Origin of the sequence: Bifidobacterium italicum, from assembly GCF_002286915.1 — a bacterium.
In the GTDB taxonomy this organism is placed as follows: domain Bacteria; phylum Actinomycetota; class Actinomycetes; order Actinomycetales; family Bifidobacteriaceae; genus Bifidobacterium; species Bifidobacterium italicum.
In genome coordinates, this window is sequence record NZ_MVOG01000027.1 from 44,398 (window position 1) to 66,881 (window position 22,484).

The window sequence follows — 22,484 nt, forward strand, 5'->3', positions numbered from 1 at the left end:
CGGGAGTAGGATGGTCGGTGTCCCGACCGCCGAAACCGCCAAGGAGCCTGACGATGAACGCACACCATCCCTATGTCTCGGAGCACCATGAGGGCAGGCCATGGTTCGAATGGTGCGTCGCCGGGCTCGTCGTAGCCGCCACGGTGCTCGCGATAATGGGGGAGCCGATGGCCGCCACGGCCATCGTGTCCGTGACCGCCATCGGCTCCGGTGCGGTGCGGCTGATCTACCGGGAACGCAGTCCCTGGAAGGTCAGGTCAGTCGCCTTCGACGCCGTGTGCGGCATTGGCTTCGGCGTCGCGCTAACGCTGCTGTACCTCGCCATCCGCTTCATCCGCTGAGCCGGCGTCGTCCGGGGTCGCCGGCGCTTCGGGCGCCGGCAGCTCGACGGACTCGGCCTGCTCCTCATAGACCACGGCGTCATCGGCGTCGGCGTGATCGGCCGCGTCGCCCTGCGCCATCGCGGCCTCGGCCACGTCGACGTCCATCTCGTCGCCGTTGGCCGCGCGCGAATGCGCGAGCTGCGCGACGATCATGACGAGCGCGACGATGGCGGCGGCAAGGATCGCCGTCACCCAGAACACCCACAGCTGTGAGAGCGGATTGACCGTGTGCGAGCCTTCCTCATGCTGCGCGAAGACGGCGACGCCAGTGGCGCGCATCGGATTGATCGACGCGCCGGTGATCGGGGCGGCCATCGCGGCGGCGGCGGCATAGGCGACGCCCATCGTGACGGCCGCGGAGCGCGTCGCACGCCCGCTGCGCTTGAGCGTCGTCATCGCGGCGGCCACAACGATGACCGACGCGAGCAGCTCGACGACGATCGCCATCGTGACGCCGTAGGTCAGGCCGTACTGGCTCAGGCTCGCATAAGTCAGGCTGTTCACGTCGTAGCCGTTGATCGCCATCATCGTCCACTGCGACTTGTTCACCGTCTCCGAGCTCGGGATGAGGAAGACGAAGAGCGCGCCGGCGACGAGGCCGCCGAGCACCTGCGCGATGATGTAGAATACGCCGTCGCGCACGCGGGTCTTCGACGTGAGCATCGCCGCGACGGTGACGGCCGGGTTGAACTGCGCGCCGGAGACGCGCGCGAAGATCGACGTCATCGCGCCGTAGACGACGCCGGTCGCCACGACGATGAACGCGAGGTTGAGTCCGAAGTTCACCACGCCGAACGAGCTCACCATGTAGATCGAGAAGCAGATGAGCAGGCTGCCGGCGAATTCGGCGCCGAGGCGGGCCCAAATGCTGTGTCCGTCGTTCTGCACGGCGGCGTCCTCGCGGACGTCGACCGTGGAATCGTTATCAACAGCGGTCATAGATATATTCCTTTGCGGTACTTGAAGCCATGGTCTTCACCATGGCTGGGACGCCGTTGTTCGGCGGCCACGCTGTACAATACTAGACAGTGGTCCTGCCGTCGCCTTCGGGCGTGCGGGACGACGCCATCAACACGAACGGCCACGTTGGGAGAACGATGCCACACGCATATAGTCAAGCAAGGAAATCACACACCGAGGAACACGACGGAATACGGTTGCAGAAGCTGCTCGCGCAGGCCGGCTTCGGTTCGCGGCGCAAATGCGAGGAGATGATCGTCGACGGCCGCGTCGAGGTCGACGGCGAACTCGTCACCGAGCTCGGCACGAGGGTCGACCCCAAGACGCAGCAGGTGCGCGTGGACGGATCGCGTATCCGCCTCAATCCGAAGCATGTCACGCTCGCGCTCAACAAGCCGAGGAAGGTGCTCAGCGCGATGGAGGATCCGAAGGGACGCTACACGCTGCGCGACATCGTCGGCGACAAGTACGAGCGCATCTTCCATATGGGACGCCTCGACTACGATTCCGAGGGCCTCATCCTGATGACGAACGACGGCGAGCTCAGCCAGCACGTCATGCACCCGAAGTACGAGGTCGAGAAGACCTACATCGCCACGCTCGAGGGGCGCATGAGCGGCAACGTCTGCCGGCGCCTCGTACGCACCGGCGTGCAGCTCGACGACGGATGGATCAAGCTCGACCACTGCTCGATCATCGACCAGAGCCGTGAGCAGACGATCGTCAAGGTCACGCTCCATTCGGGTAAGAACCGCATCGTGCGGCGCATCTTCGGCGCGATCGGCTTCCCGGTCAAGCGCCTCGTACGCACGCAGATCGGACCGATCAAGCTCGGCGACCTCAAGCCCGGCTCGTATCGTGTGCTGTCCGCCACCGAGGTCCGTTCGCTCTCCAAGGAGGTGGGCCTGTGATCACCGTCGCCATCGACGGCCCCGCCGGCGTCGGCAAGTCCTCGACGTCCAAGGCGCTTGCGAAGTACTACGGCTTCGCCTATCTCGACACCGGCGCGATGTACCGCGCCGCGACCTGGTGGGTGCTCGAGCAGGGTATCGACCTCGACGCCGGTGACGTCGACGAGCGCGAGGTCACCGAGACGGTCGCGGCGCTGTTCACCGAGGGGCACTTCGACATCAGCGTCGATCCGGACACGCCGAACGACGCACGCGTGTTCTGCGATGGGCGCAACATCAGCGAGCAGATCCGCTCGAGCGAGATCAGCGCGCATGTCTCGCGCGTCTCGTCGATCATCCCGGTGCGCCACATCCTCGTCGCCGCCCAGCGGGCGTACATCGCCGCCGAAGGCGTCGAGGAGGGCTTCTCGCATGGTCTCGGCATCGTCGCGGAGGGGCGTGACATCACCGACGTCGTCGCCCCGGACGCCGAGGTGCGCGTCCTGCTCACGGCGCGCGAGGATGTGCGTCAGGCGCGGCGCGCCCATCAGGCCGCCGACGGCGACGCCGGCGCCGAGAACGTCGCCGCGCGCGACGCCGCCGACTCCAAGGTGACGAACTTCACCGTCGCCGAGGACGGCGTCACGACGATCGACAACTCCGACCTCAACTTCGAGCAGACGCTCGACCTGCTCATCGGGCTCGTCGACGACGCCATCGAGGAGCGGGAGTACGCCGAATATGCGAGCAACCTCGAGGGATACGAGCTCGACGAAGGCGACGAGGCGCTCATCGACGGCTCCGCGTTCACTTCCGGCGAACGGACGGCGCAGCGCAAGGAGGTCGGCGTGCTGGCGGTCATCGGCCGGCCGAACGTCGGCAAGTCGACGCTCGTCAACCGCATCCTCGGCCGTCGCGCCGCCGTCGTCGAGGACACGCCAGGCGTCACGCGCGACCGAGTCAGCTACGACGCCGAATGGGCCGGCACGGACTTCAAGCTCGTCGACACCGGCGGCTGGGAGGCCGACGTCGAGGGCATCGACTCGGCGATCGCCTCGCAGGCGCAGATCGCCGTCGAGCTTGCGGACGCCGTCGTCTTCGTCGTCGACGGACAGACCGGGCTGACGCAGACCGACGAGCGCATCGTCAGGATGCTGCGCTCCGCGGGCAAGCCCGTCGTCGTCGCCGTGAACAAGGTCGACGACCAGGCCGGCGAATACATGGCCGCCGAGTTCTGGAAGCTCGGATTGGGCGAACCGTACCCGATCTCCGCGATGCACGGCAGGGGGGTGGGAGACCTGCTCGATGCGGCGCTCGAGGCGCTGCGCGGCGCAGAACGCACCTCCGGGTTCCTCACGCCGTCGCATCTGCGCCGCGTCGCGCTCGTCGGCAAACCGAACGTCGGCAAGTCGTCGCTGCTCAACCAGCTCGCGCATGAGGAGCGCTCGGTCGTCAACGATCTGGCGGGCACGACGCGCGACCCGGTCGACGAGATCGTCACGATCGACGGCGAAGACTACCTCTTCATCGACACGGCCGGCATCAAGCGCCGGCAGCACAAGCTCTCCGGCGCCGAATACTATTCGTCGCTGCGCACGCAGGCGGCGATCGAACGCGCCGAACTCGCGCTCGTGCTCTTCGACGCGTCGGTGCCGATCTCCGATCAGGACCTCAAGGTCATGAGCTCCGCCGTGGACGCGGGCCGTGCCGTCGTGCTCGTGTTCAACAAATGGGATCTCATGGACGAGTTCGACCGCCAGCGCATGGAGCGTCTGTGGAAGACCGAGTTCGACCGCGTGACCTGGGCGCAACGCGTCAACCTCTCGGCGAAGACCGGCTGGCACACGAACCGCCTGTCGCGCGCGATGACGCAGGCGCTCGAGTCGTGGGACAAGCGCATCCCGACCGGCAAGCTCAACGCTTTCCTCGGCAAGGTCCAGGCCGCGCATCCGCATCCGCTGCGCGGCGGCAAGCAGCCGCGCATCCTGTTCGCGACGCAGGCCTCGAGCCGGCCCCCGCGCTTCGTCGTCTTCGCCACCGGCTTCCTCGAGCACGGCTACCGCCGCTTCCTCGAGCGTCAGTTGCGCGAGGAGTTCGGATTCGAGGGATCGCCGATCCAGATCTCCGTCAACATCCGAGAGAAGAAGCGGCGCAAGTGACGCCATGGCATGGGTGGGCGCCCGTGGTGTGTCACGGGCGCCCACCCATGGGCCGCATACGAAAATCCCCCGGGGCGTTCGCCGCCCCGGGGGATTGATCTGTCGGACCAGCGGGATTTGAACCCGCGACCCCTTGACCCCCAGTCAAGTGCGCTACCAAACTGCGCTATGGTCCGAGCGGTGCGTCCTGCACCGAAGAGCCAATGTAGCACAGCCTCGGCGACAACGCCAAATCGGCCGGCGCGGCGACCATTGTCCGCGTCCGTCCCGCGATGCCGTCAATCGTCGTGTTATCACCACGGAAAACTCTCTCTAAATCGCAGAGAAACGAAGATAATGCATATTGCCTCGCGCTCAATTAGACAGATTGAAGGTGGAGCCGCTACACTGGGACACGGCATTGCGCACGGATGCCGGCCACCGGCCGTGCGCGCAACCGAGAAAGGGATTGGTCATCACCATGGTCGATGTTTTCGAGCGCTCCGCGCACAAGATGCGGTCGCAGGGCATGAGCGACACCGCGATAGCCCAGTTCGAGCATCTCTACGACGTCTGGGCGAACGAGGAGGACACGAGCTACATCCATGAGGCCGACGTCGAGCCGATCACCGATGTCCCGAACTTCCACGACGTCTATGAGACGATCAACCACGACAAGGCCGTCGACGCCTTCGCCAAGACGGCGTTCCTCAAGCTCAACGGCGGCCTCGGCACGTCGATGGGCCTCGACTACGCGAAGTCGTTGCTGCCGGTGCGCCGCCACAAGGCGCGTCCGATGCGATTCCTCGACATCATCCTCGGCCAGGTCGATACGGCGCGCACGCGTCTGGGCGTCGAGCTGCCGCTGACCTTCATGAACTCGTTCCGCACGTCGAAGGACACGATGGACGCGATCGCGAAGAACCACCACTTCGTGCAGGAGGACGTGCCCATCGAGATCGTCCAGCACGTCGAGCCCAAGATCGACCTGTCGACCGGCGAACCGGTGCGATGGTCGGCGAATCCCGACCTCGAATGGTGTCCGCCGGGGCACGGCGACCTGTATTCGACGCTCTATGAGTCCGGACTGCTCACCATCCTCGAGGAGCGCGGGTTCCGCTACCTGTTCATCTCCAATTCGGACAACCTCGGCGCACGACCGTCGCGCACGCTCGCACAGCATTTCGAGAACACCGGCGCGCCGATCATGATCGAGGTGGCGCGGCGCACCGAAGCCGACCGCAAGGGCGGCCACATCGTGCGCGACCGCGTCACCGGACGCCTGATGCTGCGCGAGATGACGCAGGTGGATCCACGCGACCGGGGCGCCGCGATGGACATCCACAAGCATCCGTTCTTCAACACGAACAACATCTGGGTGCGCATCGACGCGCTGCGCAGGATGCTCGACGAGCACGGCGGTGTGCTGCCGCTGCCGGTCATCCGCAACCACAAGACCGTCGACCCCACCGATCCGACGTCGACGAAGGTCGTCCAGCTCGAGACGGCGATGGGCGCCGCCGTGAACCTGTTCAACGGCGCGATCTGCGTGCAGGTGGACCGCATGCGCTTCCTGCCGGTCAAGACGACCGACGACCTGTTCATCATGCGTTCCGACCGCTTCCATCTGACTGATTCCTACGAGATGGAGGACGGCGACTACCATTTCCCGAACGTCGAGCTCGACAAGCGCTACTACAAGAACATCCAGGACTTCGAGGAGCGTTTCCCCTATGGCGTGCCGTCGATTGCCGCGGCCGCGTCGTTCCGTGTCGAGGGCGACTGGACCTTCGGCCGCAACGTCAGCCTGTTCGGGGACGCGCGCCTTGCGGATTCGGGGCGTCCCAGCTACGTGCCGAACGGCGAATTCGTCGGACCGCAGGGCGTCGAGCCGGACGAATGGCTGTGATCCGCCGTTTGTTCGCAGACCAAGAAAATCGGAGTTTTTTCGAGAAATCGACCATCCGGGCTGAAAAAGCCTATATCATGGGAGAGGGTGCACGGCATCCCCCGATGCCCACACCTACGAAAAACTTTAATGATACGTGAGGACCAATGGCTGAGGGTAGTAACGGTAGGCGCCGCTTCTCCGACAAGTGGGGCAAACACGAGCTCGATGTTCTGGCAGTACTGTCATCCGCCTTTCCGCAATGGCTGACATCGCGGCAGATCGCACAACGCGTGAAGGCCTACGCCGATTCGTACGGCGAGCTGGCCGACCAGGCGGCGAAGGCGGCGTTCGCCAAGCAGTTCCAGCGCGACCGGGCGAAGCTCGCCGCGATGGGCATCGCGATCGAGTCGCGGCAACCCGAATACTCATCCAAGTCCGAAGGGCAGGACTTCGCGTCATACCGCCTGCAGCTCGGCGACGAGCCGCGCATCCGCCTGCGGTTCCGTCCCGAGGACCTGCCGGTCCTCGCCGCCGCGAACTATCTGGCGCGTTCGATGTCGATGTCCTCGATGCCGGCCCCCACGCAACCGGCACACGCCTCCCGCACCGCGCCGCGTGTGCCGCAGACGCCGATTCCCGGACTCGGTCTCGATTCGATCGCGCCGGGGCTCGGCACCCAGCACATCCCGGAGAATCTGGTCAGGGAAGTCGATTCGCGTCGCTTCGCCGCGACCGTCGCCGTCGACGGCGAGCACATCAACGTCGCCTACACCGATTCGGACGATCTGGCCATGTTCGTCCTCGAACACCCCAATTCGTCGGTCGTCAGCCCGCCCGAGGCCGTCGCGGCGTACCATCGCCGCCTCAACGCGGCGACGCGGTTCGAGCTCGCCGACGACTCCGCCAACCCGATGAGCGCCAAGGTCCACGCCCATTCGATCGAATCGGGAGAGCCTGACGAGGACGAGGAGCCCCAGAACGCGAAGACGCACAAGAAGAACGCGTTCCAGACCGGCAGCGAGGTCGACCGGCGTCTGCGCCTGATGCTGTTCCTGTCCGCGCATCTGGGCGAGGAGTACTCGTTGCCCGAACTCGCCGAGCGTTTCATCGGCAGCCCGAAGAACGACGACGAGATGAAGAAGTACGTCAACACGATCCACAAGGATATCAACACGCTGACGACGGTCTCCGACGACGGCGAGATGGCCGGCAGCCAGTTCTTCGACATCGACTGGTCGCTGCTCGACGCCGAGGGCATCGTCTCGGCGACGAACTCGCTCGGTCTCGAACGCCTCGCCGGCATCTCGCCGCAGTACATGAGCATGCTCACCGCCTCGGTCAACTATCTTGCCCATGCGCAGCTGCTGCCCGAGGACCAGCGAGAGCAGGCGCGCGACCTGTATGCACGCCTTGTCAAATACGTCGCGCCGGGGGAGACGCCTTGGCTGAGCCTGACCGGATACGAGCTCGAGCCGCGTTGCTTCGACGCCGTCAAGCGCGCGATCAAGGACCATGCGCTGCTCAACATGGAGTACCGAGACGGCTCGGGCCGCGTCATGCGCCGTCTCGTCGCCCCGTCGAAGATCTACGTCGACGAAGGCGTCTACTACGCGGCGATGTGGACGGACGTCGAGCAGTACGCGCCGGACGATCTCAAAGCGCTCGTGCGCAAGGACATGACGCTCAACAAGGAGACGGGCGAGCCCCGCATCTGGCAGGTGCTGCGAATCGCGCGCATCGAGGAGGCGAGCATCGTCGCGCCGACGAAGCCGCTCGACATCCCGAAGGTCTCCGTCTCCGACCTGCGCAAGTGGATCATCGACACGGCCACGCCCGCCGTGTTCATCACCGACCAGCCGCATCTCGACTTCATCAAGACGCTCGCCGATGCGGACGTCGAACCATGCGGCGAAGGCGAGAAGGTGCATCTGTTCGTGCAGTCCGATTCCTGGTTCGTCGCCTTCTGCATCGCCCACGCCCGCCACATCGTCGCCGTCGCCCCGGAGACGCTGCGCACGATGATGATCGCCCGCGCCGAACGCGAACTCAGTCTCTCCGATCAGGTCATCGAGACCGAACAGGAACAGTAGGAAGGACATCCATGCCCTGGTGGATCTGGCTCATCCTCGCGCTCTTCATGCTCGCGATGCTCGTCGCCGGCGTCGTCTATGCGGCCGTGCACGCGATGCGCGCATCGAAGGTCGTCGGCGCCGTCGCCGCCGACATCACCGCGCGCATCGACGAGATGAACGCGCCGCAGGACGAGGGGGCCGCTCCCCGGCGCGCGATCTTCACCGAACCGCTCGCCGTCGCCGCCGACCGCTACGCGGATGCCCATGCCGGCGTAATCGAACGCAGGGAGCGCCGGCACGACCGCCATGCCGCCGTCTGGCGCCGCTGGTCGCGGTTCAACGACTGAAAGACCGTCGCGCGATGACGCCCCGTCGTCGCGCGACGGCATATTACCCGGCCGCGGGCGTTCCGACATGGGGCGCCCGCGGCCATCGACATCAACGGATGAAGGTTCCATCATGGCACGACATCACAGGCACACCGCACATCATCGCGAGGAGGACGCACAGGCACGGGAGCTGAGCCCGTCCGAGCGCTACGCACGTTTCACCGAGGTGCGCCATCGGCGACGCTCGGTGGCGCAGCGCTTCGCCGACTCGCTGCCCTTCGAGCTCGACGGGTTCCAGATGGATGCGAACGAGGCGCTCGAGGAGGGGTCGAACGTGCTTGTCGCGGCGCCGACCGGCGCCGGCAAGACCGTCGTCGCTGACTTCGCCGTCTATCTCGCTCAGGAGCAGAACGCGAAGGCCTTCTACACGACGCCGATCAAGGCGTTGAGCAACCAGAAATACCATGACCTCGTCACGCTCTACGGGCCGCAAAAGGTGGGTCTGCTCACCGGCGACACCTCGATCAACTCGGAGGCGGACATCGTCGTCATGACGACCGAGGTGCTGCGCAACATGCTGTACGAGCACTCGACGACGCTCGAAGCGCTGCGCTACGTCGTGCTCGACGAGGTGCACTACCTCGCCGACCGCTTCCGCGGACCCGTCTGGGAGGAGGTCATCATCCACCTGCCGTCTTCGGTGCGCATCGTCGGCCTGTCGGCGACCGTCTCGAACGTCGAGGACTTCGCCGACTGGATCGCCTCGGTGCGCGGCGAGACGAAGCTCGTCATCTCCGAACACCGTCCGGTGCCGCTCGACCAGTACGTCCTCGTACAGCGCGACCCGCGCACCGAGCCGGAGGTGCTCGACCTGTACCGGCGTGACGAGCGCGGCGAGGCGACGACGAAGCCGAACGCGCGGCTGACGGCGAAGCTCGACGAGTTCGACCGGCGTGAGTTGCGGCGCCGCGGCGCCGACGCCCATGACCGGCGCCGTGGCGGGGGGCGCCATGGGCGTCCGGACGGCCGGGGCGGCCGCGGGCGCGTCGAACGCTACCATCCTCGTCGCTGGGCCGTCGTCGACGAGCTCAACTTCCTGCGTATGCTGCCGGCGATCTACTTCATCTTCTCGCGCAACGGGTGCGACGAGGCCGTCGAGCAGTGCCTTGACGCCGGCCTGCGCCTGACGACCGACGAGGAGGCGCGGCGCATTGACGTCATCATCGATGAGATGATCGAAGGCCAGCTCACACATGACGACTTGAAGACGCTGCGGTTCACGCAGTTCCGCCATGCGCTCGAGGAAGGCTTCGCCCCGCATCACGCAGGCATGATCGCATTGTTCAAGCAGATCGTCGAACGGCTCTTCGAAGAGGGCCTGATCAAGGTCGTGTTCGCGACCGAGACGCTCGCCCTGGGCATCAACATGCCGGCGCGCAGCGTCATCATCGAGAAGCTCGAGAAATACGACGGCACCGGCATCGTCGGACTGACTCCGGGGGAGTACACGCAGCTCACCGGCCGCGCGGGGCGCCGCGGCATCGACACGATCGGCAACGCGATCGTCGTCGACCACCGCGGCTTCAAGCCCGAGACGGCGGTGGCGCTGTCGAGCAAGCGCGTCTACCCGCTACATTCAAGCTTCAAGCCCACGTTCAACATGGCCGTCAACCTGCTCAACGGCAGCGACTACGAGACGGCGCGCGACACGCTCGACCATTCCTTCGCGCAATGGGAGGCGAACGCGTCCGCGTGGCGGATCGAGGCGCGCATGGATGCGCTCGAGAAGGCGATCGCCGGCTACGAGGACGCGATGGCCTGCGAACACGGCGACTTCACCGACCTGCTGCGGATCCGCATGCAGCTGAGCGATCTGCAGAAGAACGAGCGCCGCCGGCTCAAGCACGAGATCTTCCGCGACAACGCCGAGAAGTCGCGCGCCTTCCGGCGCCTCGACGCGAGGATCGCCGCGCTCAAGGAACGCGAGCACGACCATCCATGCAAGGCGTGTCCCGACTTCGCGCAGCACATGAAGTGGGGCAACCGCTGGATCCGCGAGACCCGTGAGCTCGCACGGCTGCGCGACCGTTACGATTCGCGTACCGGCTCGGTGGCGCGTCAGTTCGACCGCATCTGCACGATCCTCGAGAAGCTCGGCTATCTGGAGCGCGCCGACGAGGACGGCGTCCGCGACTACCGTCTGACCGAGCACGGCCAGCTGCTGCGGCGCCTGTATTCGGAACGCGACCTCATGCTCGCCCAGGCGATCACCTCGGGCACGCTCGACGGACTTGACGCCGCCCAGCTCGCCGCGGTCATCTCATCGATCCTGTACGAGGCGCGCCGCGGCGAAGGGGGAGAACCCCGCCGGTATCCGGGCGGTCCGCGCGGGCTCGTCGCGCAACGCGCCCGCGAACTCGCCGAGCTCGACGACCAGGTGCTCATGCTGTGCGAGGATCTCGGCGTCACGAACTATCTGCAGCCGCTCGACTTCGGCATCGTCGACGTCGTCTACGACTGGGCGCGCGGCGACAGCCTCTCCGAAGTGCTCGAGCATACGGAGCTCACCGCCGGCGACTTCGTGCGCAACGCGAAGCGGCTCGCCGACGTGCTCCAGCAGATCGCGGTCGCCGAGCCGTACATGGGCGCCGGGCATGTGGAGCTCGCGGCCCGCGCGCATGAGGCCTACGACGCCGTCAACCGCGGCATCGTCGCCTATTCGGGCGTCGACTGATGGAATAAAGCCCACGTCCGAACTGTTTTGTAGCGTGGAACCACTGGAACCGTCTTTTGGGAGGAACATAAATGGCTGAACGCAGTCTGCGCGGCATGAGCATCGGCGCGAAATCGCTGGAGTCGGACGCGAACGTCGATTTCGCCGCGCGCACCGAGGTGGCGTATGTCTGCCCGCGCGGCCATCGTACAATCCTGCCGTTCGCGGAAGGCGCCGATTTCCCGAGTGAATGGGAGTGCCGCTGCGGCGCCACCGCGCACCGTGAGGACGACAAGGACGCCGACGCCGACGAGATCACGAAGCCGACGCGCACCCATTGGGACATGCTGCTCGAACGCCGCAGCGAGGACGAGCTCAAGGCACTGCTCGAGAAGCGTCTCGAGATGCACCGGGACGGCTGGATTCCGGACTACGAGTGACTGAGGGGAGCGATTCACGATGACGACCATCCATCATCCGCTGCGTGCCGTGCTGCTCGATCTGGACGGCACGCTGACGAAATCCGATCCAGGCATCCTCGCCTGCGTGAAGAAGGCCTATCAGGCCGTCGGCGTCCCGGAGCCGACGCCTGAGCAGCTGCAGCGTTTCATCGGACCGGCGATCTTCGAATCGATGTCCCGCTACGGCATACCGGACGAGAAGCTCGATGAGGCGGTGCGCGTCTACCGGCGTTACTACGGCGACGAGGCGGTCTTCGACGATCCGAACGAACCGGGCAACAAAGTTCCCGGGCGGCTCTACAACACCGTGTATCCGGGCATTCCGGAGCAGCTCAAGGCGTTGCGCGCACGCGGCTATTTCCTTGCGATCGCGACGGCGAAGCCGGAATACCAGGCCATCCCGATCTGCGACCATTTCCAGCTGACCGGTCTCGTCGACGCCATCTACGGGGCGAGCAAGGACAATTCACGCACCGACAAGGACCAGGTCATCCGATACGCCTTCGAGAACATGGGCTACGATCCCGATGCCGGCGACCGCGCGTTGATGGTCGGGGACCGGTGGACCGACGTGGACGGCGCAAAGGCGTGCGGCATCGACTGCCTCGGCTGCGGCTGGGGTTACGCGGAGCCCGGCGAACTCGTCGAACACGGCGCCTACCGTGTCATCGACACCGTCGATGAACTGAGCGATGCGGTCGAGGAGTATTTCAACGACTGACATCAGCGATCCATGACGCATGCCGGCGGATTTGTTTATTTACCGAACAAATCCGCCGGTTTTTCATATGCCGATGATGGCGATCGATTAATGGAATCCATGCGACACACGAAGCTGATGGGCAAAAGAAGCCTGCGGAAATAATAAGCACGCTCAGATGCGTCGACACTCGGACAATGCGGACGATATTGGCGCCTCGGACAACAAGGCGACGCAGCGGACGTCGTCGTCGCGCCTGCATGACATGGCGCGCCCGAACGACGCACGCCGGGGCGCCATGACGTTGATCGCGGTGACGCGCCGTGACGACGGGGCGCCGGACAGAGACGGAACGGTATGCGCAGACCATGATGAGGGAAGCTCCATATATATTTCCGATAATGTACGTTATGTCAGATTAGCTATATCGGGTTGAACCATATGAGGTTCACGCGTGTTCTCGCCGACGACCCGTGCACCGCCCGACGGGAATGCCTCACGCTCATCCTTCATCCCTCGGTGTACGGATCATATGACGACCGGCGACGTAGAGCGCCATGCCGCCGGCGAGCGAAACGAGCATGATACCGAGCGACAGCGGCGGCGAGGTCGCGAGCAGCTGCACCGCGTCGCCGCAGAAGGTCGAGAAGGTCGTCAGTCCCCCGCAGAAGCCGGTCGTCATCGCCTTCGCCCAGATGACATCAGGCTGACGCGCCTCGATGAACGACGTGAGCACGCCCATCAGCAGACAACCCAACAGATTGACGAGGCAGATCACCAATGCGTCGATCATCGCGCCGTCGAGCCACGCGCCGAGCAGCATACGGACGACGGCACCCGTCGCGCAGCCGATCCCGACGGCGAGCATCTGCCTGATTCCGGTCGTCATGGCCTCCCCTTACCGCGTGAGCAGCATGCCGGCCCATGCGCATGACAGTCCGAGCGCCACGCTGCCGATCCAGTACAGCCAGGCGCGCCCGGAGCGCCGCTCGGCGAACAACGCGGCCGTCTCCGACGTGAAGGTCGAGAAGGTCGTCAGTCCCCCGCACAGCCCGGTCATGACCAACGCCTGCAGTTGCGGGGCGACGCAACCGCGCGCCGTCCATCCGATCATCATGCCGAGCACGAATGATCCGACGAGGTTCACGACGAGCGTGCCGGCCGGGATGCGGCCCGCACCGCGGTTGAGCTTCGCGGACGTCCATGCACGCAGCACGCCGCCGGCGAACGCGCCGACCGCGACGGCCAGAACCCTCATCCACACTTCCCTGTCCTTCCTCTTCGCCGATCGGCCGTCGCGCCGCCGCGATCATGCCCTGTGCGGGACGGGACGCTCACACCAACGTGCTAGGCCAGTCGTCCTCGTCTTTGTCTTCGCCCTCGTTATGGGCGTTCGCCGTCTCGCCGACGGCCGCATGCGCGTCGGCGCGGTCGGCCTCGACCCCCCGCTCGGCCGTGTCGCGCGCCTCCTGAGCGAGCATCGCACGACGCGCCTGCATGTACATCAGGAACAGCTCGAGCATGATGACGCTGACCGCGATGATGGCCGACGGCCATCCAAGCCGTGCATACAGCGCGCGCGCATGCGCGCCGATCGCGTCACGGTGCTGCAGGTAGATCGGATACGGCAGCGCGACGAGGACGAGCGTGGCGAAATGGGCGCCGATGACGGCCCAGCTGACCGGACGGACCTTGAGGTCCTCTCCGTCGTGATAGTGGCTGCGCACGATCGTGACAGCACATACGGCCAATGCGCTGACCACGCCTATGATCCATATGATGGCCGGCACCGCGTTCATGCCGCTCCCCTTTCGTCGTCGTCCGTCATGTCGTCCCGGCCGCCGTCCTCGGCGTCCGGTCTGCGGCGCAGCGCCTCCTCGAGCGTCTGGTTCGCATACCGTTCGACGAAGCGCGCATGCTCCGCGCGGCGGCGTTCGAGCCGCTCGCGCATCGAGCGTGCGGCGATGTCGTCGATCGGCCTTGTGTTGCGCCGGTGCACGGCGCCGGTCACCTCCGTGTAGTCGGCGTGTTCGAGCGCCGTTTCGACCCTCGTCCACAGCGCACCCACGGACACGCAGAACACGGCGTCGCCGTCCTCGAGCGCCTGCGCGATCTGCTCGCCGTCCGAGCATTCCTCGACGTGCTGCCCATCGCACAGGATCGTCAGGTGCCGCAACCGCTCGGGCGGCTGCGCGATGAGGAACTCGATCGCCGACGTCGCGTTCTGCAGGTTCACGCCGATGTCGAGCAGCCTCTTCGAGACGGCGAGGACGACGACGTCGTCGAAGGAGTACAGGCGTCTCGTACCCGAACCGCTCGACGGCGCGATCGAGGGGACGACGATGCGCTTACGCGCCCAGTAGTCGAGCTGTCGGTAGGTGATGCCCGCCACCTGCGACGCGACGGTGCCGCGGTAGCCGCGGAGCGCGACGCCGGAGCACTCGTCGGGGAACAGCTCCCCCTGCACCATCGTGTCGTCCACGTCGATGAGCGGCACATCCACGTAGCGTGGCCCATCGATCTGCTCCGCGGACGCGCCGCGGCCTCGTTGCCGGGTCATGGATCGTTGCGGCCGTCCGTCAGTGCTGGCGGATCGCCGAATTCGTGAAGTAGACGAGGCGGAACTTGCCGATCATGATCTCGTCGCCGTCCTTGAGGACGGCGCGGTCGACGCGCTGCCGGTTGACGTAGGTGCCGTTGAGGCTGCCTGCGTCAACCACCTCGTACTTGCCGTCGACGCGGCGGAACACGGCATGCGAGCGGGACACCGTCGAATCGTCGAGCAGGATGTCGGCACGCGGGTCGCGCCCCACCGTCACCTCGTCCTCGTCGAGCAGGTAGCGCGATCCGGACAGCGCGCCGCGCGTCGCGATGAGCAGTGCGGTGTTGTCGGAAAGCCGCGTGATCGTCTCGAGGTCCTCCTGCGTGAGCGGACGGTCTCCCGATGTGGTGATGGGGATCTGGATGGCCGGGAGACCGATGATCGTCGTCTCGCCCGCGCCTGGAATCGGTTCTGTCATAACTGCCTATTCTACAATCGTTGCGTACTTGTATTTCATGACCGGCTGCGTCGCGGTGATCCTGACGTCGTCGGAAGTCTCTACCGTCACATTAGCACCATATTTGACGGTGAGCCTCGAACCTACGCCTCCTGCTATGTTCACGGCGTTCGCGAGGTTGGCCGGATCGCCTATCGCCTTGATGACGTATGGCGTCGTCAGCGTCTGCCCGTCGCAGACGAGTCCGCTGTTCGTCTCGCTGACGTAGGTGGAGGTGACGACGCGCACGTTGTCGATCTGGATGACCTCGGCGCCGCCGTTGCGCAGCTCCTCGATGAGGTTGAACATCGTGGCCGCGTCGATCGGCGCCTTCTGCGGCCGCGAGATGCGGATGACGACGCCCTTGCCCTGCGCGGGCAGCCTTCCCGACAGGATGCCGCTCGTCTCCTCGTTCTCCTGGGCGATGCGTTGGGCCTGCGCCTCCTTGTCGGCGGCCTCCTCAAGCGATTTCAGCTGGTTCGTCAGTTCGCTCCTGCGCTGCTCGAGGCGCTCCACCTGCGTGCTCGTCTCGCTGATCAGACGCGTCAGCTCGGTCTCGGTGAGCGTCTCGTAGGCGGTGTCTTTGTTGTTGATCTGGATGACGTAGGCGTAGGCGAGCAGCGCGCACAGCACGGCGATGAGCACCCCGGTGCCGAAACGCGCCTTGAGCGACCTGGCGTTCGATGACAGCGCCTTCGGCTTGCGTTTGCGCACGACCGGGAACGCGCCCGTCTTCGTGCGGTCGTTGGCCTTGTCGCGGCTGTGCTGCGAGAGGATGCGCTTGAGCAGGTCCGACTGCCCGTCGTCCTGTCCCGACACGCGCGGATGCTCCGCCGTCAGCGGCTCGGGCTCCCCCTCCACGTCGTTGACGGCGGAGCCGCCATCACGCGCCGCGTCGTCATGGATGCCGCGGATGCCGCGCTCGTCTTCGGCCGGATCGCGTTCCATCTGTTCGTCGCCCATCGTTCACCCCTGGAAGATGTAGCGGCGGATCGCCGAGACGTTCGAGAAGATGCGGATGCCGAGGACGACGATGACGGCGGTCGTCAGCTGGGAGCCGACGCCGAGCTGGTTGCCCAGCAGCACGAGCAGCGTCGCCGTGACGACGTTCGAGAGGAAGGAGATGACGAACACGCGGTCCGAGAAGCTGCGTTCGAAGTATGCGCGTGCGGCGCCGAGCAGCGCGTCGAGCGCGGCGATGACCATGATCGGCAGGTACGGTTGCAGGAACACCGGGATGTCGGGTCGGACGAACAATCCCACGACCACCCCGATGATGAGTCCAAGCACGGCTGCCATCTTCAGCTCCTTCTTGCATAGGTCAGTTTGCCGACGCTCGCGGCCTCGAGCCGCATCGTGCCCACCTTGTCGACCTGCGGGTACATGCCGGCCTTATGGAAATCACTGTACAGCGTCGGCAGCGTCTTCTCGCCCATCGCGTCGGCCAGCGCGTTGCGGTCCCCCACCGCCTGGATGCGGTACGGGCTCTCGACGGGCGTCGTGCCGACGAGGATCGAGTTGCCGGCCGTGCGGATTGACGTCTCGACGCCGAGGCGGTTGCCGTTGATGGCGATCGCCTCGGCACCGGCTCGCCACAGCAGGCAGACGAGCAGCTGCAGGTCGGCGTCGGTGACGACGCGCAGCCGGTCGTTCGCGCCGTCGCGCGGTAGCGCCCCCTGCGACGAATCCGAGGCCGCCGCGACCGGATCGGCGATCGTCATGACGATGCCCTCGCCCTTGACCGGCGTGGCCCCGGCCGATGCCTCGTTCTCCTCGACGACCTGCTCGATCGGCGACTTCGTGGCCGACTTCGATTGCTCCTCCACCTGCCTGCGCAGGTCCGCGATGTCCTTGTCGAGCGCGTCGACGTGCGCGTTGTTCGCCACAAGCTGATTGGCGAGCGATTCGCGGACCTGCTTGCGCGGATCGGTGTTGAGCAGCCGGACGAACTGGCTGCCGAAGAAGCCGACGACGATGCAGATGAGGAACACGACGATGCGCGTGCCCCAGTAGACGATTCTGGAATCGGGCCTCGTGACGAGGCGCGAATCGCTGTACAGCTGATCCATCGGCCGGTTGATGAGGTCGTCGATGAGCTGGAGCGAATCGTCGCCGTTGCGCCGATGGCGAGGTCGGTGGCGCAACTCGTCCGGCGACGCCGCGTGATGCGACTCGATCGACGCCCAGCCGCGAGAGAAGACGGCGCGACGACGCACCGGTTCGTGTCCGGGCGCGATCGGCTGGACGGGCGGCATCGAGGACTGATCGGCCAACGGGCACCTACCTGTCGGAGGCGCGACGGCGCTCGGCTCGCGCGGCGCGGTCGGCGCGGATGAGCGAGACGCCCTGACGCAGATAGATCACGCCGGCGAGCCAGTAGAGGCCGATGCCCCATATCGCGCATGCGATCGCGCCGTAGTGCAGGATGTCGAGCGGAATGAACGAGCGGCGGATGTCGGCCACCATCAGCCCGATGATCGAGATGAGCAGCACGGCGGTACCGGTCTTGCCGACGAAGTGCACCGGCAACGGCCCGTAGTCGTGTTGGGCGAGGATGAGCGTGAGGACGCCCAGGACGACGTCGCGCAGCGCGACGAGCGCGAGCATCCACCAAGGGACGACGCCGCAAACCGCCAACGCCAGGATGCTGCAGATGATGAGCAGCCGGTCGGCGATCGGATCAAGGATCTGTCCGAGTTTGCTCACCTGGTTGAAGCTCCTCGCGATGAGGCCGTCCAGTCCGTCCGACGCCGACGACACGGCGAGCAGGACAAGCGCCCATACCATGTCATGCCTCGCGATGAGCCACGCGATCACCGGGATCGATATTATGCGCAGCGCGCTGATCAGATTCGGGATCGTCAGGATCACGTCGCGCGGCTCGGGGCTGTATTTTCCTTCAGCGGCCATGGGCACCCACCGTCACATGCGGGTGGCCTGGATCGCCGTGACGATGATGCCGCGCGCGCCCACCGCATACAGTTCGTCCATGAGTCCGTTGACCTTCGCCTTGGGGACCATGACGCGCACGGCAGACCACTGCTTGTCGTGCAGCGGCGAGATCGTCGGGCTTTCGAATCCGGGCGTGATGTCGACGGCGGCCGAGATGCGGTCGACCGGGATGTCGAAGTCCATGAGCACATAGCGCTTGGCGGTCAGCACGCCCTGCAGGCGCCGCTCGAGGCGCTCGAGGCGCGCATCGTCCGGCTCGAGCCGGGGCGAGCGGATGAGCACGGCCTCGGAATGCACGATCGGGTCGCCGAAGATGCGCAGGCCGGCGTTGCGCAGCGTCGTGCCGGTGGACACGACGTCGGCGATGAGGTCGGCCACGCCGAGCTGCACCGACGATTCGACGGCGCCGTCGAGGTGGATCGTCTCGGCCTGGATGTCGTGCGCGGTCAGGTAGTCATGCACGAGTTTGTCGAAGGACGTCGCGACGCGCTTGCCGTCGATGTCGGCCAGCTCGCGGATGTCCGAATCCTGCGGCGCCGCGAAGCGGAACGTGGACGCGCCGAAGCCGAGGTCCATGACCTCCTGCGCGTCGGTCCCCGAGTTGAGCAGCAGGTCATGGCCGGTGATGCCGACGTCGATCGTGCCGCGACCGACGTAGACGGCGATGTCCAGCGGACGCAGATAGAACAGCTCCACGTCGTTGTCCGGATCCTCGACTACGAGCTGGCGCGGGTTGCTCCTGAGTCGGTATCCGGCTTCCTCGAGCATGTTCCAGGCGGGTTCGGACAGCATTCCCTTGTTCGGTACGGCGATGCGTAGCATGGGCTCCTCCAAAGATAATCATGCGCACGGGCGCCCTGCCGCGTGCGCGGTGCCGGTCACAGGTTCTTGTAAATGTCGTCGAGCGTCAGGCCGCGGTCGATCATCATGACCTGCAGATGGTAGATGAGCTGGCTCATCTCCTCGGCGGTGCGCTCGGCGCCCTCGTATTCGGCGGCGATCCAGGTCTCGCCGGCCTCCTCGACGATCTTCTTGCCGATGAAATGCGTGCCTTTCTCGAGCTCCTGCACGGTCAGCGAGCCCGGCGTCTTCGCGGCGGCCTTCGCACTCAGTTCCTCGAACAGCGATTCGAACGTCTTCATGATGGTGGTTCCTGTCAGTCTGGGTGCGCGCCCCGATGGGCGCGCATGGTCATGGTCGTGGATCCGGCCGCGGTGGATGCGCGGCCGGTGATATCGGATGTGGGATGCGCCGGGGGCGCTCAGTCGCGGTAGGCGGCGCGCGCGGCGTCGCGGATCTCGTCGATCGCCTTCGCCGGGTCTTCGGCGCCGTAGACGGCCGATCCTGCGACGAGGATGTTCGCGCCGGCCTCAGCCACGATCGGCGCGGTCTTGATGCCGACGCCGCCGTCGACCTGGATGTTCGTCGCCAGCCCTCGGCGCGTGATCTCGTCGCGCAGGCGACGCACCTTGCCCATCTGGTTGGCGAGGAACTTCTGGCCGCCGAATCCGGGTTCGACGGTCATGATGAGGATCGTGTCGAACTCCTCGAGGATGTCGAAGATCGGCTCGACAGGCTCGGCGGGGCGCACCGCGAACCACGCCTCGCAGCCCATGTCGTGCAGCTGGCGCGCCAGACGCACCGGGGCGTGGGTCGCGCCCATGTGGAAGGTGACGGAATGCGCACCGCGCTCGGCGTAGCCCGGAGCCCAACGATCCGGGTCGTCGATCATCAGATGGACGTCGACCGGCAGCTCCGTGACCTCGCAGATGCGCTTGACGACGGGTTCGCCGATCGTGAGGTTGGGGACGAAGTGATGGTCCATGACGTCGACGTGGACGAGGTCGGCGTTCGCGATGCGATCGAGGTCGCGCTCGAGATTGCAGAAGTCCGCGGAAAGGATGCTGGGTGCGATTTTGATATCCATGTCTGCCATTCTAAGTAAGGCAAGCGACGAACGCGCAGGCCGTCGGGGCCCGGCGGCTCAGGCGTCGTGCGGGCCGGAGCGCGATGCGCCGCGCTCCGCGCGCCCGTCATGCGCGTCTGAACGCTCGTCACGCGGGCGTTCCTCGAGTTCCGTGACGGTGCGCAGCTTCTCGGCGAGCAACGGCGTGGGCTTGCCCACCCGTTGGATGACGATGAAGGCGATGACGCCGAGGATGAAGACGACGATCGAGACCCAGACGTTGACGCGCAGGCCGAGGAACTCATGGGAGAAATCGATGCGCAGCATCTCGATCCAGGTGCGTCCTGCCGTGTACCACACGACGTAGAGCGCGAACAGCGAGCCCGCCTTGAGCGTGCGCACGGCTTTGCGCCCGACCCAGACGATGAGCGCCGCACCAATGAGGTTCCAGATCATCTCATACAGGAAGGTCGGATGGAACAGCGTGCCGGTGGGGCATGTCGCGCCGTCGTAGCACTGTTCGGCGTTGCCGATCGCGGATCCCTCGGTGTTGAGCCTCAGACCCCATGGCAGCGTCGTCGGCCTGCCGTAGAGCTCCTGGTTGAACCAGTTGCCGAGACGTCCGACGGCCTGCGCGACGAGCAGCGCGGGCGCGATCGCGTCGGCGAGCAGCGCCATCGGATAATGCCGGTGGCGCACCCAGACCCAGGCGCCGAGCGCGCCGAGCGCGATCGCGCCCCAGATGCCGAGTCCGCCGTTCCAGACGCGGAAGATCTCCACCCAGTCGCCATTCGGCCCGAAGAAGCGCTCCGGCGTCGTGATGACGTGGTAGAGGCGCGCGCCGACGATGCCGCAGGGCACCGCCACAAGCGTCGTGTCGAGGATTTGGTCGAAGGTGCCGCCGTAGCGTTTCCAGCGCGCGCTCGTGATCCACACGGCGGCGACGATGCCGAGCAGCATCGTCAGTGCGTAGATGTGGATCGTCAGCGAGCCGATGTGGAACTGCGAGACCGTCGGCGAGGGGATGTAGGCAAGGTTCATGGTTTCCGATGGTAGCAACAGGTGCGTCCGCTCCCCTTATGACGGCGGCGCGCGTCCCGGGCCCACAGGGGCCCCGGGACGCGCGCCGCACGGGGAATCGGTCAGCGGCTCATCGCCTGCAGCCGTGGATCGCCTCGGCCAACGCGGCCGTCGTATTCGCCAGCGCGCTGATGCCCTGGACGGGGTCTCGCACGTCTCCGTGCTCGTCGAGCAGCGTGTGCACGAGCGCCGATCCGACGATGACGCCGTCCGCGTACCGTCCGACGGAGGCGCCCTGCGCGGGCGTCGAGACGCCGATGCCGACGCAGACGTTCTCGGCGCCGGCGGCGCGCGTGCGCTCGACGAGCTCGCGCGAGGAGTCGTCGAGTGTCGAGCGTTCGCCGGTCACGCCCATACGGGCGGCCGCGTAGACGAATCCGCGCGTGTTCCTGGCGACGACGCGCAGGCGCGCGTCGGTCGAATCCGGGGAGACGAGGAAGATGCGGTCGAGCCCGTGGCGGTCGGAGGCCTCGATCCACTCTCCGGCCTCGTCCGGGATCAGGTCCGGGGTGATCAGGCCCGCTCCGCCGGCGTTCGCGAAGTCGGTCGCGAAACGCTCGACGCCGTAGTGGAAGATGAGGTTCCAGTAGCTCATGATGAGCGGCACGCCGCCGGCGTTCGCGACCGTCTCGACGGCCCTGAACACGCCGGCTATCCGCTCGCCGTTGCGCAGCGCGATCTGGCTGGCCGCCTGGATGACGGGGCCGTCCATGACCGGATCGGAGTACGGCAGCCCGATTTCGACGATGTCGGTGCCGTTGTCGACCATCGTGCGCAACGCCTCGAGCGACAGGTCCGTGTCGGGGAAGCCGAAGGGCAGGTATCCGATGAACGCGGGCATGTCCTGCGCCTTGTATTCGGCGAACAACCGGCGGCACGGGCTCGGCCGGTGCGAGATTCCCAGCGGCTGGACCGGCCCGGTCGCCGCCGTCTCGGTCACATCGGCGACGAAGCCGTCGCCGTTCTCGATG

Annotated in this window: 24 protein-coding genes and 1 tRNA gene; 9 read left to right on the forward strand and 16 right to left on the reverse strand. The window is 66.1% G+C overall.

What is annotated here, in order from left to right; all coding sequences use genetic code 11:
- Window positions 1-53: 53 nt before the first annotated feature.
- On the forward strand, window positions 54-341 hold the full coding sequence (locus B1400_RS06680) for a DUF3017 domain-containing protein (protein ID WP_095613638.1): 288 nt from the start codon (window positions 54-56) through the stop codon (window positions 339-341).
- Here the strand turns inward: B1400_RS06680 and B1400_RS06685 are convergent.
- Window positions 303-1,322: an MIP/aquaporin family protein gene (locus B1400_RS06685; RefSeq protein WP_106408298.1), complete on the reverse strand. Its 1,020-nt coding sequence runs from the start codon at window positions 1,320-1,322 to the stop codon at window positions 303-305. The genes B1400_RS06680 and B1400_RS06685 overlap by 39 nt on opposite strands.
- A gap of 158 nt (window positions 1,323-1,480) precedes the next feature.
- Here B1400_RS06685 and B1400_RS06690 point away from each other — a divergent pair, with 158 nt between their 5' ends.
- Together B1400_RS06690 and der are read left to right on the forward strand one after the other, a co-directional pair.
- Window positions 1,481-2,254, forward strand: a complete 774-nt coding sequence (locus B1400_RS06690) for a pseudouridine synthase (protein ID WP_095613639.1) — start codon at window positions 1,481-1,483, stop codon at window positions 2,252-2,254.
- Window positions 2,251-4,392, forward strand: coding sequence for a bifunctional cytidylate kinase/GTPase Der (gene der, locus B1400_RS06695; protein WP_095613640.1), 2,142 nt, complete (start codon window positions 2,251-2,253; stop codon window positions 4,390-4,392). The genes B1400_RS06690 and der overlap by 4 nt, the downstream gene beginning before the upstream one ends.
- Before the next feature lie 102 nt (window positions 4,393-4,494).
- Here der and B1400_RS06700 read toward each other — a convergent pair.
- Window positions 4,495-4,568, reverse strand: a tRNA-Pro gene (locus B1400_RS06700).
- A gap of 284 nt (window positions 4,569-4,852) precedes the next feature.
- Here B1400_RS06700 and B1400_RS06705 point away from each other — a divergent pair.
- The 6 genes from B1400_RS06705 to B1400_RS06730 all read left to right on the forward strand — a co-directional run bounded on the left by B1400_RS06705 (window position 4,853) and on the right by B1400_RS06730 (window position 12,558).
- A complete protein-coding gene (locus B1400_RS06705; protein WP_095613718.1) occupies window positions 4,853-6,280 on the forward strand; it encodes a UTP--glucose-1-phosphate uridylyltransferase in 1,428 nt (475 codons plus the stop codon).
- 146 nt (window positions 6,281-6,426) lie between these two features.
- Window positions 6,427-8,352 (forward strand): helix-turn-helix transcriptional regulator, encoded by a 1,926-nt coding sequence (locus B1400_RS06710; RefSeq protein WP_095613641.1) that lies wholly within the window; start codon window positions 6,427-6,429, stop codon window positions 8,350-8,352.
- Window positions 8,353-8,363: 11 nt separating this feature from the next.
- Window positions 8,364-8,681 carry a hypothetical protein gene (locus tag B1400_RS06715; RefSeq protein WP_095613642.1) on the forward strand — a complete coding sequence of 106 codons (318 nt, stop codon included), beginning with the start codon at window positions 8,364-8,366 and terminating at the stop codon, window positions 8,679-8,681.
- A 112-nt stretch (window positions 8,682-8,793) separates the two neighbouring features.
- A complete protein-coding gene (locus B1400_RS06720; RefSeq protein ID WP_095613643.1) occupies window positions 8,794-11,397 on the forward strand; it encodes a DEAD/DEAH box helicase in 2,604 nt (867 codons plus the stop codon).
- 71 nt (window positions 11,398-11,468) lie between these two features.
- Entirely contained in the window at window positions 11,469-11,816 is a 348-nt protein-coding gene (locus B1400_RS06725; protein WP_095613644.1) for an RNA polymerase-binding protein RbpA, read from the forward strand.
- A 19-nt stretch (window positions 11,817-11,835) separates the two neighbouring features.
- Window positions 11,836-12,558: an HAD hydrolase-like protein gene (locus tag B1400_RS06730; RefSeq protein WP_095613645.1), complete on the forward strand. Its 723-nt coding sequence runs from the start codon at window positions 11,836-11,838 to the stop codon at window positions 12,556-12,558.
- 481 nt (window positions 12,559-13,039) lie between these two features.
- Here the strand turns inward: B1400_RS06730 and B1400_RS06735 are convergent, their stop codons facing one another.
- The 14 genes from B1400_RS06735 to trpA all read right to left on the reverse strand — a co-directional run bounded on the left by B1400_RS06735 (window position 13,040) and on the right by trpA (window position 22,453).
- Window positions 13,040-13,426, reverse strand: coding sequence for a fluoride efflux transporter FluC (locus B1400_RS06735; RefSeq protein ID WP_095613646.1), 387 nt, complete (start codon window positions 13,424-13,426; stop codon window positions 13,040-13,042).
- Window positions 13,427-13,435: 9 nt separating this feature from the next.
- On the reverse strand, window positions 13,436-13,795 hold the full coding sequence (crcB, locus tag B1400_RS06740) for a fluoride efflux transporter CrcB (RefSeq protein ID WP_095613647.1): 360 nt from the start codon (window positions 13,793-13,795) through the stop codon (window positions 13,436-13,438).
- 76 nt (window positions 13,796-13,871) lie between these two features.
- Window positions 13,872-14,300 carry a hypothetical protein gene (locus B1400_RS06745; protein WP_133064637.1) on the reverse strand — a complete coding sequence of 143 codons (429 nt, stop codon included), beginning with the start codon at window positions 14,298-14,300 and terminating at the stop codon, window positions 13,872-13,874.
- A 32-nt stretch (window positions 14,301-14,332) separates the two neighbouring features.
- Window positions 14,333-15,097 carry a MerR family transcriptional regulator gene (locus B1400_RS06750; RefSeq protein WP_095613649.1) on the reverse strand — a complete coding sequence of 255 codons (765 nt, stop codon included), beginning with the start codon at window positions 15,095-15,097 and terminating at the stop codon, window positions 14,333-14,335.
- Between the two features lie 19 nt (window positions 15,098-15,116).
- Window positions 15,117-15,557 (reverse strand): FHA domain-containing protein, encoded by a 441-nt coding sequence (locus B1400_RS06755; RefSeq protein ID WP_095613650.1) that lies wholly within the window; start codon window positions 15,555-15,557, stop codon window positions 15,117-15,119.
- A gap of 6 nt (window positions 15,558-15,563) precedes the next feature.
- Window positions 15,564-16,394 carry a DUF881 domain-containing protein gene (locus B1400_RS06760; protein WP_407641078.1) on the reverse strand — a complete coding sequence of 277 codons (831 nt, stop codon included), beginning with the start codon at window positions 16,392-16,394 and terminating at the stop codon, window positions 15,564-15,566.
- 147 nt (window positions 16,395-16,541) lie between these two features.
- The gene (locus B1400_RS06765) at window positions 16,542-16,874 is read right to left on the reverse strand and encodes a small basic family protein (protein WP_095613652.1); all 333 of its coding nucleotides are present in this window, start codon (window positions 16,872-16,874) and stop codon (window positions 16,542-16,544) included.
- A gap of 2 nt (window positions 16,875-16,876) precedes the next feature.
- Window positions 16,877-17,848 (reverse strand): DUF881 domain-containing protein, encoded by a 972-nt coding sequence (locus B1400_RS06770; protein ID WP_235607371.1) that lies wholly within the window; start codon window positions 17,846-17,848, stop codon window positions 16,877-16,879.
- A gap of 7 nt (window positions 17,849-17,855) precedes the next feature.
- Entirely contained in the window at window positions 17,856-18,485 is a 630-nt protein-coding gene (locus tag B1400_RS06775; RefSeq protein WP_095613653.1) for a CDP-alcohol phosphatidyltransferase family protein, read from the reverse strand.
- Between the two features lie 12 nt (window positions 18,486-18,497).
- On the reverse strand, window positions 18,498-19,349 hold the full coding sequence (gene hisG / locus B1400_RS06780) for an ATP phosphoribosyltransferase (protein WP_095613654.1): 852 nt from the start codon (window positions 19,347-19,349) through the stop codon (window positions 18,498-18,500).
- A 56-nt stretch (window positions 19,350-19,405) separates the two neighbouring features.
- Window positions 19,406-19,669, reverse strand: coding sequence for a phosphoribosyl-ATP diphosphatase (locus B1400_RS06785; protein WP_095613655.1), 264 nt, complete (start codon window positions 19,667-19,669; stop codon window positions 19,406-19,408).
- A gap of 119 nt (window positions 19,670-19,788) precedes the next feature.
- Entirely contained in the window at window positions 19,789-20,454 is a 666-nt protein-coding gene (gene rpe / locus B1400_RS06790) for a ribulose-phosphate 3-epimerase (protein ID WP_095613656.1), read from the reverse strand.
- Window positions 20,455-20,511: 57 nt separating this feature from the next.
- Window positions 20,512-21,474: a prolipoprotein diacylglyceryl transferase gene (lgt, locus tag B1400_RS06795; protein ID WP_095613657.1), complete on the reverse strand. Its 963-nt coding sequence runs from the start codon at window positions 21,472-21,474 to the stop codon at window positions 20,512-20,514.
- 109 nt (window positions 21,475-21,583) lie between these two features.
- Window positions 21,584-22,453 carry a tryptophan synthase subunit alpha gene (gene trpA / locus B1400_RS06800; protein WP_407641079.1) on the reverse strand — a complete coding sequence of 290 codons (870 nt, stop codon included), beginning with the start codon at window positions 22,451-22,453 and terminating at the stop codon, window positions 21,584-21,586.
- Window positions 22,454-22,484: the final 31 nt, after the last annotated feature.

What these genes read in the sequence shown, in the direction of transcription:
- B1400_RS06680 (WP_095613638.1), top strand. Translation starts at nt 54, where the DNA reads ATGAACGCACACCATCCCTATGTCTCGGAGCACCATGAGGGCAGGCCA.
- B1400_RS06685 (WP_106408298.1), bottom strand. Translation starts at nt 1,322, where the DNA reads ATGACCGCTGTTGATAACGATTCCACGGTCGACGTCCGCGAGGACGCC.
- B1400_RS06690 (WP_095613639.1), top strand. Translation starts at nt 1,481, where the DNA reads ATGCCACACGCATATAGTCAAGCAAGGAAATCACACACCGAGGAACAC.
- B1400_RS06705 (WP_095613718.1), top strand. Translation starts at nt 4,853, where the DNA reads ATGGTCGATGTTTTCGAGCGCTCCGCGCACAAGATGCGGTCGCAGGGC.
- B1400_RS06710 (WP_095613641.1), top strand. Translation starts at nt 6,427, where the DNA reads ATGGCTGAGGGTAGTAACGGTAGGCGCCGCTTCTCCGACAAGTGGGGC.
- B1400_RS06715 (WP_095613642.1), top strand. Translation starts at nt 8,364, where the DNA reads ATGCCCTGGTGGATCTGGCTCATCCTCGCGCTCTTCATGCTCGCGATG.
- B1400_RS06720 (WP_095613643.1), top strand. Translation starts at nt 8,794, where the DNA reads ATGGCACGACATCACAGGCACACCGCACATCATCGCGAGGAGGACGCA.
- B1400_RS06725 (WP_095613644.1), top strand. Translation starts at nt 11,469, where the DNA reads ATGGCTGAACGCAGTCTGCGCGGCATGAGCATCGGCGCGAAATCGCTG.
- B1400_RS06730 (WP_095613645.1), top strand. Translation starts at nt 11,836, where the DNA reads ATGACGACCATCCATCATCCGCTGCGTGCCGTGCTGCTCGATCTGGAC.
- B1400_RS06735 (WP_095613646.1), bottom strand. Translation starts at nt 13,426, where the DNA reads ATGACGACCGGAATCAGGCAGATGCTCGCCGTCGGGATCGGCTGCGCG.
- crcB (WP_095613647.1), bottom strand. Translation starts at nt 13,795, where the DNA reads ATGAGGGTTCTGGCCGTCGCGGTCGGCGCGTTCGCCGGCGGCGTGCTG.
- B1400_RS06750 (WP_095613649.1), bottom strand. Translation starts at nt 15,097, where the DNA reads ATGACCCGGCAACGAGGCCGCGGCGCGTCCGCGGAGCAGATCGATGGG.
- B1400_RS06755 (WP_095613650.1), bottom strand. Translation starts at nt 15,557, where the DNA reads ATGACAGAACCGATTCCAGGCGCGGGCGAGACGACGATCATCGGTCTC.
- B1400_RS06765 (WP_095613652.1), bottom strand. Translation starts at nt 16,874, where the DNA reads ATGGCAGCCGTGCTTGGACTCATCATCGGGGTGGTCGTGGGATTGTTC.
- B1400_RS06775 (WP_095613653.1), bottom strand. Translation starts at nt 18,485, where the DNA reads ATGGCCGCTGAAGGAAAATACAGCCCCGAGCCGCGCGACGTGATCCTG.
- hisG (WP_095613654.1), bottom strand. Translation starts at nt 19,349, where the DNA reads ATGCTACGCATCGCCGTACCGAACAAGGGAATGCTGTCCGAACCCGCC.
- B1400_RS06785 (WP_095613655.1), bottom strand. Translation starts at nt 19,669, where the DNA reads ATGAAGACGTTCGAATCGCTGTTCGAGGAACTGAGTGCGAAGGCCGCC.
- rpe (WP_095613656.1), bottom strand. Translation starts at nt 20,454, where the DNA reads ATGGATATCAAAATCGCACCCAGCATCCTTTCCGCGGACTTCTGCAAT.
- lgt (WP_095613657.1), bottom strand. Translation starts at nt 21,474, where the DNA reads ATGAACCTTGCCTACATCCCCTCGCCGACGGTCTCGCAGTTCCACATC.